The organism is Marinobacter sp. DY40_1A1 (genome assembly GCF_016597815.1).
GTDB lineage: Bacteria > Pseudomonadota > Gammaproteobacteria > Pseudomonadales > Oleiphilaceae > Marinobacter > Marinobacter xiaoshiensis.
Map to the genome: position 1 here is coordinate 755,294 of NZ_VCHA01000001.1, position 13,551 is coordinate 768,844.

Annotated in this window: 10 protein-coding genes; all 10 read left to right on the plus strand. The window is 53.9% G+C overall.

Annotation, left to right across the window (positions count from 1 at the left end; all coding sequences use genetic code 11):
• Positions 1–6: 6 nt before the first annotated feature.
• The 10 genes from FFI61_RS03485 to FFI61_RS03530 all read left to right on the plus strand — a co-directional run bounded on the left by FFI61_RS03485 (position 7) and on the right by FFI61_RS03530 (position 13,527).
• Complete coding sequence (locus FFI61_RS03485; protein WP_200369289.1) at positions 7–1,383, plus strand: FAD-binding oxidoreductase; 1,377 nt, start codon at positions 7–9, stop codon at positions 1,381–1,383.
• 66 nt (positions 1,384–1,449) lie between these two features.
• On the plus strand, positions 1,450–2,907 hold the full coding sequence (locus FFI61_RS03490) for an aldehyde dehydrogenase family protein (RefSeq protein ID WP_200369290.1): 1,458 nt from the start codon (positions 1,450–1,452) through the stop codon (positions 2,905–2,907).
• A 44-nt stretch (positions 2,908–2,951) separates the two neighbouring features.
• The gene (locus FFI61_RS03495) at positions 2,952–4,550 is read left to right on the plus strand and encodes an ABC transporter substrate-binding protein (protein WP_200369291.1); all 1,599 of its coding nucleotides are present in this window, start codon (positions 2,952–2,954) and stop codon (positions 4,548–4,550) included.
• Between the two features lie 50 nt (positions 4,551–4,600).
• Entirely contained in the window at positions 4,601–5,560 is a 960-nt protein-coding gene (locus FFI61_RS03500) for an ABC transporter permease (protein ID WP_200369292.1), read from the plus strand.
• Positions 5,561–5,562: 2 nt separating this feature from the next.
• Positions 5,563–6,390, plus strand: a complete 828-nt coding sequence (locus FFI61_RS03505; protein ID WP_200369293.1) for an ABC transporter permease — start codon at positions 5,563–5,565, stop codon at positions 6,388–6,390.
• A 5-nt stretch (positions 6,391–6,395) separates the two neighbouring features.
• Entirely contained in the window at positions 6,396–8,042 is a 1,647-nt protein-coding gene (locus tag FFI61_RS03510) for an ABC transporter ATP-binding protein (RefSeq protein WP_200369294.1), read from the plus strand.
• A gap of 315 nt (positions 8,043–8,357) precedes the next feature.
• Entirely contained in the window at positions 8,358–10,463 is a 2,106-nt protein-coding gene (locus FFI61_RS03515) for an acetate--CoA ligase family protein (protein ID WP_200369295.1), read from the plus strand.
• Between the two features lie 37 nt (positions 10,464–10,500).
• A complete protein-coding gene (locus tag FFI61_RS03520; protein ID WP_200369296.1) occupies positions 10,501–11,283 on the plus strand; it encodes an enoyl-CoA hydratase-related protein in 783 nt (260 codons plus the stop codon).
• A gap of 24 nt (positions 11,284–11,307) precedes the next feature.
• Entirely contained in the window at positions 11,308–12,465 is a 1,158-nt protein-coding gene (locus tag FFI61_RS03525) for an acyl-CoA dehydrogenase family protein (RefSeq protein ID WP_200369297.1), read from the plus strand.
• 84 nt (positions 12,466–12,549) lie between these two features.
• Positions 12,550–13,527: an NAD(P)H-dependent flavin oxidoreductase gene (locus tag FFI61_RS03530; RefSeq protein ID WP_200369298.1), complete on the plus strand. Its 978-nt coding sequence runs from the start codon at positions 12,550–12,552 to the stop codon at positions 13,525–13,527.
• Positions 13,528–13,551 lie beyond the last annotated feature (24 nt).

Here is a 13,551-nt window from a genome sequence, read left to right on the forward strand (position 1 = left end):
ATCAGCATGATGGAGTTTATCGAACAGATTAGAGCAATCGTCGGGGAGAAAGGTGTGCTTACTGGTGACGATGTTCGTAGCCGGCCCAGCACTTACTGGAACCATCAGCCGATGCAGGCTGCCGCTATTGTGCGTCCAGCTTCAGTTGCCGAGGTTTCAGCCTGCATGCGCCAGTGCCATGAGCATGGAATCACAGTGGTACCGCTTGGGGGTAATACCGGTCTGGTAGAAGGCACAGCCTGTGAGCCTGACCAAATAATGCTCTCACTGGAACGCATGAACACCATTGAACAAGTGGATGAAGTGAGCCGCACCGTCGTGGTGCAGGCAGGTACCATTTTGCAAACCGTTCAGGCAAAGGTGAGTGAACATCAGCTGATGCTCCCGGTTGATCTAGGTGCTCGGGGCAGTTGCACCATTGGAGGCATGATTGCTACTAACGCAGGCGGCTTTGGAGTGCTGCGCTACGGCATGATGCGCGAGCGGGTTTTGGGTCTGGAGGCGGTGTTAGCAGATGGAACTGTAGTCTCTTCTATGAACGGGTATCTGAAAAACAACACCGGATATGACCTTAAGCAATTGTTTATAGGTAGTGAAGGAACTCTAGGTGTCGTAACCCGGGCAGTGCTGCGCTTAGAGGAGCATCAAACCGCAGAGACCACGGCGCTGATCGCCTTGCATTCGTATAGCCAAGTTACCCAACTGCTGAAGCATCTTGACCGAGCGTTGAGTGGCAGCCTCAGTGCTTTTGAAGTGATGTGGGGCGACTTCTTTGCTCTCAATACCGGAGAGCATTCTAAGCTGGAATCCCCATTTGCAGCGAGCTACCCCTTTTATGTGCTGGTCGAATGCCAGGGAAATCAAGCGGATGAGTTGCGCCAGCGCTTTGAGTTAGCTCTTGAGCACGCATTTGAGAATGCCTTGTTGGAAGATGCGGTGATTGCCCAGTCGGCAGGGGAGCGGGCGTCACTGTGGGCCATCCGGGAAATTTCCGAGCCAGAAGAGCGTTTTTTTGAAATAACGATTGGCTTTGACGTCAGCCTGTCGATCGCGGATATGGATTCCTATGTCAGCAAGGTGCAAGGCGGGCTAGCACAACTTGCGAGCGACGCGACTTTGCTGGTCTTCGGTCATCTGGCCGACGGTAATCTGCACCTGACTGTCGGGCTACACACACCGGTTGACCGGGAAGCCATCGAGCATCTGATTTACGAAGGGTTAAAAGAATACGGTGGCGCGATCTCGGCGGAACATGGCGTTGGGCTGGAGAAGAAGGCCTATCTAGCCATCAGCCGGCAGCCGGCAGAGCTGGCATTAATGCGTCAAATCAAAGCCACGCTGGACCCGCAAAACCGATTGAACCCGGGGAAAATTTTCGACTAATGCCACGAACGCCTGATGAATGAGCAAGCATCATACGCACCGATAACAATAAATGAGGGTGATTGAGTGCAATATCTAACGCAGTTATTTATACGTGGTGAATGGGTTGAACCTGCCAGACAAGGCACTTTGGACGTAATTAACCCTGCCACCGAAGACGTTATTTCCGAAGTGGCCGCTGCAACAGAAGAGGATGTTGAGTTGGCGGTGGCGGCTGCCCGAAAGGCTTTGCCAGAGTGGCGCCGTCTCACTGGAACACAGCGTGGTAAATATTTGCGTGAGTTTGCATCGGCGGTGCAGCAACGCAAGTCGAGACTGGCGGGGTTGCAGTCACGGAATAATGGCAAGACTTTGGTCGAGTCTGAATATGATATGGATGCCGTCAGCGCCTGCTTTAATTATTATGCCGATTTAGCCGAACAGTTAGACCTACGCCAGAACCAGCCAGTGACATTACCGAGTTCGGCATTTAAGTCGCATACCCGGTTCGAACCGGCAGGCGTTGTGGGGTTAATTGTACCTTGGAACTATCCCCTGATGACTGCCAGCTGGAAGCTGGCACCCGCATTAGCAGCGGGGTGCACAGCGGTGCTTAAGCCGTCCGAAATTACCCCATTAATAGAGCTGGAATTGGGCGCGATCGCGCAAGAAATTGGTTTGCCTGCCGGTGTGCTAAACATAGTTACGGGAACAGGTCCGGATGTGGGGGCGCCCCTTTGCGCTCACCCTGGTATCGACAAATTATCGTTCACAGGAAGTACCCCTACTGGAACGAAAATCATGGAGACCGCCGCACAAAGTGTGAAAGGCGTGAGCCTGGAGCTTGGCGGAAAATCCCCGATTCTCGTTTTTGACGACGCCGATATTGATGATGCCGTGGAATGGATTTGCGGCGGTATCTTCGCCAATGCCGGTCAGATGTGTTCCGCGACCTCGCGCTTGCTAGTTCAGCAGAGTATTTATCCCAAGCTGATGAAAGCATTGCTTACAGCCGTTGCTGATATTCGGGTGGGCGACCCGTTCAATGCCGAAGTGACCATGGGCGCGCTCACCAGTCGGCAGCAGTACGACAAGGTGTTGACTGCGATTGCAGAAGGAAAGCGCAGTGGTGCAACGTTGGCCGCCGGCGGTGAACCAGTTCCTGGACTTGAGCGAGGTTACTTCGTGCAGCCCACAGTCTTCACTGATGTACCTCTGAACAGTTCCCTTTGGCGCGATGAGATTTTCGGACCAGTACTGGCCATAAGGACATTTGAAAGTGAAACCGAAGCAGTGGAATTGGCCAATGACAGTTGCTATGGCCTGATTGCGAGTCTAGTGACTAGCGATGAGGCTCGCATTCAGAGGGTATCTGAGGCACTCGAAGCGGGGCATATATTTGTTAATGGCCACCAAGAATTGTTTGTTGAAACCTCCTGGGGTGGATTTAAAAAGAGTGGGATCGGCAGAGAGCTCGGTCCCTGGGGGTTGGATGAGTTTCTTGAAGTCAAACATATAACCCGGGGCGTCAAGCCAGGGTTGTAGTCGAGATTTCCAATTGATAATTCAAATAATAATTGAGGTGCTCTATGAACGTTAAAAACAACAACCTAGTGGATAAAAACGGACAGCCGTTTACTCGTCGCAACTTCCTAAAACTGGGAGCAGCGGCAGGTGTTGTCAGTGCCGGACTTGCAATGGGTTTGCCCTCAACCAGTTGGGCTGCAGCTGGGCAACCAAAGAAGGGTGGCACACTGAGGCTCGGGCTGGCGGGTGGCAATACCACAGACTCCTTAGATCCCGGCAGTTGGAGTGACACCTTTACCTTTGTCGGTTTCTCAGCTGTTTACAACACGCTGGTCGAAATCGATGTTGATGGCAGCGCCATTCCCGAGTTAGCAGAATCCTGGAGCTATTCATCCGATGCCCGGGTATGGACATTTAAGCTTCGTTCTGGTGTGGAATTCCACAACGGTAAATCCCTGACTGCTGCAGATGTACTTGCTTCCATCAACCATCATTTGCGAGCTGACTCCACGTCTGCGGCAAAAACCGTACTCAGCGAAGTGCAGACCGTAAGCTCACCAGACCCCAGTACTGTGGTGATTGAGCTTAAGGCGGGCAACGCCGACTTTGCATACATTATGGCGGACTACCACCTGGCCATCATGCCTGCGAAAGGTGAAGCGCTCGACTGGCAGGCGGGTGTCGGCACTGGCGGATACACCATAAAGAATTTTGAGCCCGGTGTGCGGATGATGCTGGATCGCAATCCGAACTATTGGAAGCCCGGGCGTGCGCATTTCGATCATGCTGAATTGTTAGGTATCACGGACGGTGCAGCACGGGTAAATGCGCTGGTCACCGGCGAAGTTGATGTTATCAATAAGGTTGACGTGAAAACGGTTGCGCTGTTGAAGCGCAATCCGAAGCTGGTGATTGAAGAGACCAAGGGTGCGCAGCACTTTACATTCCCAATGCTGTGTAACAGTGCTGAGTTTAAAGACAACAATGTGCGCCTGGCGATGAAGCACTCGATTGACCGTCAAGCTATTCTGGATAAGATTTTACGCGGCTATGGTTCGGTGGGTAATGATCATCCGATACAGCCTAACAGCCGTTTCTTCAATCAAGATCTGGCTCAACGGCCTTACGATCCTGATAAAGGTCGTTTCTATCTGCGCAAAGCCGGCCTGGATAGCTTCAAGATCAAACTCCACGCGTCAGAAGCTGCCTATACCGGGGCAGTTGATGCGTCGGTAATGTTCAAAGAGCACGCCCGCAGTGCCGGTATTGATATTGACGTGGCACGTGAACCGTCAGATGGATACTGGTCCAGCGTATGGATGCGTCAGCCTTTGACCACCTCTTTTTTCTACAGCAGCCTGACCGCTGATCGCATGTTCAGCCTCGGCTACGCCAAGTCTGCAGCCTGGAACGAAACGTTCTGGGCGAATGAGCGCTTTAACCAACTGCTGACGCAGGCGCGAGGTGAGCTAGATGAGGGTTTAAGGCAGGAAATGTATAACGACATGCAGCAGTTGTGCAGCGATGATGGTGGTTCGATCATACCAGTCTTTGCCAGCTCAGTAGCAGCGAGATCGACCCGAGTCACCCACGGTGGCACTACAGCACCTTTTGGTGAACTGGATGGTTTGCGCGTGATCGAACGCTGGTGGCAGGCCTGAGCCTTAGGCTCAGCCTCTACCAGTCCCTCGCTGCGCACAGGAGTTAGAACATGCTTAGCATTATTAGGTTGTTGTCCCAGCGGGTCGCATTAGGTCTGCTGTCATTATTTGCGGTCTCGGTCATTATCTTTTTGGCGGTCGAAATGTTGCCAGGGGATTTGGCTGAGGCCATGTTGGGTCAGTCAGCCACTGCTGACACTGTCGCGGCCTTCCGAGCTCAGCTGGGGCTGGATCAGCCGCCGTTGCAGCGGTTTATTGGTTGGATGGGGGGCATCTTGCAAGGGGACTTCGGTGTCTCGCTCGCTAACGGTCGGGAGATTGGTGAGTTGGTGTCCACGAGGTTAGGCAATACCTTGCGCCTCGCTGGACTAGCTGCACTGATCTCGGTACCCGTGGCAGTCTTGTTAGGAATGCTTGCCGCGTTATACCGCAACTCCTGGTTTGACCGTATGCTCAATACCACTGCCCTAAGCACGGTATCGTTCCCGGAGTTTTTTGTAGCTTATATCCTAATTCTGGTGTTTTCAGTACAGCTAGGCTGGTTGCCCAGTATAGCTAATATCACACCAGAGGATTCGTGGCTGACGGTTCTGGAGCGCTCAATGCTACCCGTTATTACTCTGAGCCTGGTTGTTATTGCCCAGATGATGCGGATGACCCGCGCCGCACTGATTAATTTGTTGTCTAGTCCCTACATTGAAATGGCACGGCTTAAAGGGATCAAAAAGTCCCGCATTATTTATTACCACGCCCTGCCCAATGCCCTAGCGCCAATCATTACCGTTGTCGCCCTGAACTTAGCGTACTTAGTGGTGGGTGTGGTGGTTGTTGAAGTGGTGTTTGTCTATCCCGGGCTGGGGCAGTTGCTGGTCGATTCGGTGGCCAAGCGAGATATTCCGGTGGTGCAGGCTTGTAGCTTGATCTTTGCGGTGACCTACATTGCATTGAATACCTCGGCCGACGTGCTCGCTATTGCCACCGATCCACGCCTAATGCATCCGAGGAGCTAGTCATGAAAACAATAGCGAAACATGTTTGGCAGGCACCATTGAGCGCGCAGTTCGGTTTGGCGGTCATTGTCCTTTATATCTTTGTTGCGGTTTTTGCGCCCACGTTGGCGCCTTATGGTGAAACCGAAGTGGTCGGCGAAGGCTTTGCGCCTTGGAATGGCGAGCATTGGCTAGGTACGGATAATCTAGGACGTGATATGTATAGCCGGCTACTTTATGGCGCACGCAATACTGTAGGTATAGCATTTGTCACTACTGCATTGGCTTTTTTGATTGGCGGGCTTGCAGGACTGGTGGCTGCGGTTAAGGGTGGCTGGGTTGATCAAGGGTTGTCGCGGATCGTGGATGTGTTGATGGCCATCCCTCAGCTAATCTTCGCGCTATTAATTCTGAGCGTGGTGGGGACCACTGTAACGTCGCTGATACTGGTGATCGCATTGCTTGATGCCACCAGAGTGTTTCGGTTAGCAAGGTCGGTGGCGATGGGGGTGGTTACCCTAGACTTTGTCGAAGCTGCCAGGTTGCGCGGTGAGGGGATGTGGTGGCTGATCACGCGTGAAGTACTCCCTAACACTATTGCGCCGTTGATTGCCGAGTTCGGGTTACGGTTCTGTTTTGTGTTCCTGTTCATCAGTGCGTTGTCATTCCTAGGTTTGGGTATTAAACCACCTACGGCCGACTGGGGAAGCATGGTGCGAGATAACGCTATTCTGATTACCTTTGGTGATATCTCTCCATTGTTGCCAGCCGCAGCGGTTGCCATATTGACCGTAGGCGTGAACTTCGTTGTGGACTGGATGTTGCACAAATCGAGCGGACTGAAAGGGTGATATGCATGAATACGAAGACGAATAACGACAATAAAGACGTTCTGCTTGAAATTCGTGACCTCCGGATCGCCGGCCACTGTGATGATGAGTGGCACGAGATTGTCAAAGGTATAGATCTGACATTACATCGGGGTGAAATTCTTGGGTTGATTGGAGAGTCTGGTGCCGGGAAATCCACCCTTGGCCTGGCAGCCATGGGGTATTGCAAGGATGGCTGCAAAATCACCGGCGGAGAGATTCTCTTCGATGATAAAGATCTGGCTCGTTGCAGCGAGGAAGAACTGCGTAAGTTGCGGGGTGTGCGTATCGCTTACGTGGCACAGAGCGCTGCAGCGTCTTTTAACCCATCTCATCGGCTGATTGACCAGCACGTGGAGGCGGCGCTACAGCATGGGGTCAGCGATAAGGCGAAGGCTCGAGCCGAGGCCATTGAGCTGTATCGCAGCTTGAATATGCCCGATCCTGAACATATAGGTGAACGCTACCCGCATCAGGTTTCTGGTGGGCAACTGCAGCGGGCGATGACAGCAATGGCCATGGCCTGTCGTCCGGATATCATCGTATTTGACGAGCCGACGACGGCGCTGGATGTAACGACCCAGATTGAGGTGTTGGCCTCCATTCGTGCAGTTGTGGAAAAATTCGGTACCGCTGCGCTTTATATTTCCCATGATCTGGCCGTAGTTGCACAAATGGCTGACCGCATCATGGTACTGCGCCACGGCAAGCTGGTGGAAGAAGCCGAAACTCGAAAAATGCTGGCTGCGCCTGAGGAAGCATATACTCAATCGCTTTGGGCCGTGCGGTTGTTCAGCACAAACCAGAAAGCACAGCCTGAAACTGAAGTGCCGCTGGTAGAGGTGCGCAATGTCTCAGCCGGCTATGGTGCCAAGCAGATCCTTGAGGACGTATCGTTCAACGTCTACAAGGGGCAAACGGTGGCAGTTATTGGCGAATCGGGCAGTGGTAAGAGCACGACGGCCCGAGTGATCAGCGGTTTGCTGACACCAAGTACGGGCTCCGTACTTTACAACGGTGAAGAGCTGCCAGGGGATTATCGCAAGCGCCCCAGGGAGATGCTGCGCAAGGTACAGATGATTTATCAGATTCCTGACACGGCGATCAACCCCCGCCAGACCATCGGGGACATCATCGGTCGGCCGATGAAGTTTTACCATGGCCACAAGGATGCGGTTGTGCGCAGGAAGGTAAAAGAACTGCTGGCGCTTGTTGAGTTGGAACCCGATAGGTACATAGACCGGCGCCCATCAGAGCTGTCGGGTGGGCAAAAACAGCGCATCTGTATTGCCAGGGCGCTTGCCGCCGAGCCGGATTTCATCATTTGCGATGAGGTAACCTCGGCGCTGGATCAACTGGTTGCGGAAGGCATACTGAAGTTGCTAACCCGGATACAGGAGAAATTCGGCGTGTCTTACCTGTTTATTACTCACGATGTAGCTACTGTGCGGGCCATTGCTGATCAAATTGTGGTTATGCAGCAGGGCAGGGTGGTCGATAACGGTAGCCGGGAAGCTATCTTTACGCCGCCCCATCAGGAGTACACAGATTTATTGCTTTCGTCAGAGCCGGAAATGGATCCGGATTGGTTGGATGGCATTCTTGGCCGCCGGGCAATGGCCAGCGCAGGCTAGTTAGATAGAAACCTTAACGTAAACACTCCAAAGGCTGCCGCTCTGGCAGCCTTTCGTTTTAATCCCCCCCTCCCTAGCAAAAGCACCATCATCAAAGCCCATGACGGGTGGTTCCAACAGTGTAGGGCTGGATCATGAAAAAACGGCGCGTTGTCGCCATCATCTGTCGTTTTTTGGGAATTGGGCATAAGGGTTAGTAAGTAACACTAGGGCTTGTGCTGGTTAGACCCTTACGGACGTTGTTCCAAAGGGCTCTACTGGCAAAAAGGCGAAATAAAGCAAAAACAAGAGTCCAAAGCCGGAGTGACCTTACCCATGTTATCAGCACGATTCCTGCGACCTAAATCCATTGCTGTGTTTGGTGGACGAGAAGCCAAAAAAGTAATTGAGCAATGCGAGGCTGTCGGCTTCACCGGAGAAATCTGGCCGGTTCATCCTAAGCACGAGGAAATTCTAGGGCGTAAAGCCTATCGCTCAGTGGCTGAGTTGCCCGGTAGCCCGGATGCTGCGTATATAGCGGTGAACCGTGACTTGAGTATTCAGATTGTCGGTGAACTGGCGGCCCGGGACTCAGGCGGTGCCGTGTGCTACGCCACCGGGTTCTCTGAAGCCGGGGAGCAGGGTAAAGCGCTTGAGCAGAGTCTGTTGCGGGCCGCCGGCAACATGCCGTTGATGGGGCCGAATTGCTATGGCTTCCTGAACTACATTCAGGGCGCGATGATGTGGCCGGATCAGCAGGGTGGACGCCGGGTAGAGCGCGGTGTTGCCTTCATCACTATGTCCAGCAATATTGCCTTTAACCTCACTATGCAGCGTCGGGGACTGCCAGTGTCCTACCTGGTGTCTTTGGGCAACCGTCTTAAGTTCGACCTTCACGATGCAATAAGCACCTTTGCAGAACAAGATGAAGTGTCGGCGATTGGCTTGTATGTCGAAGGGATTTCCGATCCACGGGCGTTTCAGCGGGCCGCTGATATTGCGCGCCAATACGGTAAGCCTATTGTCGCGCTGAAATCCGGCCACTCGGAAATTGCCAGTCAGGTGGTGATGTCCCACACCGCTGCCCTGAGTGGTTCTGATTCATTGATCGACGCGTTATTTGAACGCGCCGGAGTTGCGCGGGTTAACTCCCTCGAAACCCTGGTTGAAACCCTGAAGTTACTGCATGTTCATGGACCCCTTGGAGGTGTGCGCATTGGCGCGATGAGCACTTCCGGAGGGGATATGTCAATAATGGCTGATGCGATCAGCGAGACACCATTGACCTTACCACCGATCTCAGACAGCGGCGTTCTGGCTCTGAAGCGTGTTGTGCATGAGCGCATGGCGATCGCTAATCCATTGGACTACCAGCTGTTTGATTGGGGTAACCGGGACGGGTTGTTGCGCACCTACGAAACTTTTATGAATGAAGGCTTCGACTTGACCATCAGCATGCTGGATCTCCCCAGAGAGGATCGCTGCGACGCGTCGGATTGGGAGAGTGCGGAGCAAGCCATTATTGAAGCGGCTCAAAACCTGAAATACCCCACTGCAGTGATGTCGACTATGTCGGACAACCTACCGGAAGCACTGGCTCTGCGAATGATTGATCGGGGAATAGTGCCGCTTTGTGGCGTTCAGGCAGCTGTCCCCGCGGTTGCTGCAGCAGCTCGTATAGGCCAGCTTTGGGCGCGGAAGGAGCCAACGCAATTGATACTTTCAGGTACACAGGTTGAGCTGGTTGGTGAACACCTTATTGATGAAGCGCGCGCCAAAGAAGTGCTGTCTGCATATGGCTTGAGCGTGCCTCAATCCCGAGTGGTGTCGAAAGTCGAAGACGGTATTGCCGCAGCTCAAGAGCTTGGCTATCCAGTGGTCGTCAAAGCTCTGGGCATCGCCCATAAAACCGATGTTGGCGGTGTCCGCTTGAACCTGACACAGCCCGCTGACGTGGCAGACGCTGTAGAGCACATGTTGACCATGGGTCGTACCGTGCTGATTGAACGAATGGTGTCCGGGAGCGTCGCAGAACTCATTGTTGGTGTGAGTCGGGATGAACAGTTCGGTTTGCACCTGGTGGTCGGTGCTGGCGGCATTCTGGTTGAGCTGCTTAAGGATAGCAGGCCATTGTTATTGCCGACCAACCGCACAGAGGTGGAGAAGGCACTACGTTCATTGCAGGCGGCCAGCTTGTTGACCGGTTTCCGTGGGCGATCGGAGGCCGACCTAGAGGCTGTGATAGATGCTGTTATGGCCGTCGCGGTATTTGCTGAGGACCATGTTGAATCTCTGATTGAACTCGACGTTAACCCATTGATGGTCTTGCCGGAAGGGCAGGGGGTGGTGGCTGCTGATGCGCTGATCCGGTTTGTTCCCGGGCATCACCAAACCACTCAAGCTGCTCACCTGGCTTCGGCTGTGGATGTTGTTACTGAATAACCAACCATGTTTGCACATAACAAAAAGGAAAAGATATATGTCTGAATATCTCCACGCTGTCCGCAATGGTGAAATCTTTGAAATTACTCTGGATAAACCCAAAGGCAATGCTGTCAGCGCAGAGCTGAGCCGTGAAATGGGCAAGCTGTTCGCGGAATTCCGTGATGATCCGTCGCTCCGGGTGGCCATTCTTACCGGCGCCGGGGAGAAGTTTTTCTGCGGCGGCTGGGATTTGAGTTCGGTCGCCGACGGCGAAGAGTTCATCGGCGACTTTGGCGAAGGGGGATTCGGTGGTTTTATCGAGCTGCCAAATCTTAACAAGCCAGTTATTTGTGCGATTAATGGTTATGCGATTGGAGCAGGTTTTGAAATGTTGCTGCGGTCGGACTTCGTAGTAGCGGATGAGAGCGCGCAGTTCTGGTTGCCTGAGGCGCAACTGGGCGTCGCCCCAGACGTAGCAAGCTTTTTGCTGCCAAAAATACTTCCACGGCAAAAGGCGTTTGCCATTCTGATGACTGCACAGCGATTGTCTGCGCAGGAACTATTGGATCTTGGTTTGGTGAACAAGGTGGTGCCTAAGGGCGGTGCTATGGCTGCTGCCCGGGAGTTGGCTCATGAATTGATCAAGGCTGCGCCTCTTTCTTTGGCGGCGATTAAAGAAGCCACTGAAAAAACAGAAGGTTTGACCTTCGCAGAAAGCTACGCCGCCCTTCGCTCGAAAGCGTGGCCAGCGTTTATGGAAATGCTAGAAAGCGAGGATGCCCAAGAGGGTGCCAAAGCATTTCTTGAAGGCCGCGCCCCTGAGTGGACCGGACAATAACAAATTTCTGATTGGGAGAAGACCATGAATTTTCAGTTGACTGAAGAGCAAGACATGCTGGTGCGGACCACCGCCGCGTTTGTCGAAAAAGAACTGCTGCCCCATGAAGATGCCGTTGAAGCCAGCGGCGAGGTGAGTCCGGAGCTTGCTGAAACCATCAAACAGAAGGCTCTAGAGGCTGGTCTCTATGCGTTTAATATGCCGGAATCGGTGGGCGGGCTTGGCATTGATCACGTCTCCCAAGCGCTGATCGAGCGGGAGTTGGCCAAGGTGTCCTGGGCACTGCAGGTGTTTGTCGCCCGACCGAGCAATATCCTGATGGCCTGCCGAGATGAGCAGATTAACGATTATCTGATGCCTTGTGTGCGTGGCGAAAAGACAGACTGCTTTGCACTCACTGAGCCGGGCGCTGGTTCGGATGCCGCAGGCATCACCACTCGGGCGCGTCAGGACGGCGACAGTTTCGTGATCAATGGCGGGAAACACTTCATCAGCCACGCCGGTGAGGCTGACTTTGCCATTGTGTTCGCGGTGACGGGTACTGATAACTCGTCAGGACGCCCGCGCAACCAGGTCACCGCGTTCCTGGTGGATAAAGGCACGCCGGGCTTTACCGTGCGACGTGGCCCCATCTGTGTCAGCAACCGGGGTTATCACCAGTATGAAATGTTTTTTGATGATTGCCTGGTGCATGCATCCAAGGTGCTGGGCGAAGTAGGCAAGGGCTGGGATGTCGCCAATGCTTGGCTGACGGCTGGGCGGGTCATGGTGGCGGCGCACTGCGTTGGGCAGGCACAGCGTGCGCAGGCGCTGGCAACGCAATGGGCCGCTGACAGAAAGCAATTCGGCAAGGCGATCGGTGCCAATCAGGGCGTCTCCTTCAAGCTGGCCGACATGGTGACGGAGATTCACGCGGCTGAGCTGATGACCTTGCACGCCGCCTGGAAGATGGACCAGGGCACCATGACCGATGGCGATGCCGGCATGGCCAAACTGTTTGCCAGTGAAATGCTGGGGCGGGTAACCGATGAGGCCGTACAGATCTACGGCGGCATGGGCTTAATGAATGAAACGGTGGTGGAACGGTTGTGGCGGAATGCGCGAATCGAGCGGATCTGGGAAGGTACCTCGGAAATTCAGCGCCATATTATTTCCAAGGAACTGTTGCGGGCTCACGCCTAATAACCCGTTTCACCCGAATGACGATCTATATCGGGCCAGTGGCCAACAGCCGTATTAGCGAATTTGTAGCAGGAGCAAAAAAACATGTTTAAGACACGGATTACCGAATTGTTCGGAGTGGAGCATCCGGTCCTTCAGGGCGGCATGCAGCGGGTGTCCACGGCAGAGCTGGTTTCGGCCGTTGCCAACGCGGGCGCCATGGGGTTTCTTACCGCGCTGACACAGCCAACGCCCGAGGCCTTGGCAAAGGAAATCGCCCGCACCCAATCAATGACCGATAAGCCGTTTGGCGTAAACCTGACGATCTTGCCCACGCTGACACCGCCTCCCTATGCGGAATATGCGCAGGTAATCATTGATTCCGGTGTTAAATTCGTCGAAACAGCGGGGCGCAGCCCGGAGCCGTTCATGGCCGGTTTCAAGGCCGCCGGCATCAAGGTTGTCCATAAGTGCACCTCGGTGCGTCATGCGCTGAAGGCTCAAGCGGTGGGCTGCGATGCGGTGATCATTGATGGGTTTGAGGCCGCGGGACATCCGGGAGAAGATGATATTCCATCCCTGGTGTTAGTGCCGAGCGCGGTGGATGCCCTCGACATTCCCGTTGTTGCCTGTGGAGGCTTCAGTGATGGTCGGGGCCTGGTCGCAGCCTTGGCCATGGGCGCCGAGGGCATGAGCATGGGTACTCGCTTTTTATGCACGGTGGAGGCACCCGTGCACCAGAACCTGAAAGAGAAGCTGGTGGCAAGCAGCGAGTTGGATACCCAGCTTATTTTCCGTAAATTCCGCAACACCGCGCGGGTCCACCGCAATACCATTGCCGAAGAAGTGGCGAAAATTGAGCGCATGGAAGGCACTGAGTTTGCGGATGTAGCGGAATTGGTGTCCGGAAAGCGTGGCGCCGTAGTTCTGGAAACCGGCGATATGGAGCAGGGAATTTGGTGGGCTGGAATGTCTCAGGGCCTGATCCACGACATTCCAACGGTTGACGAGTTAGTCCAGCGCATTGTGGCCGATGCGACTGAAATTGTCCGCGGGCGCTTGGCCGGACTAACAAGCGCCTGATCCGAACAGCTATGAACTGTTGTC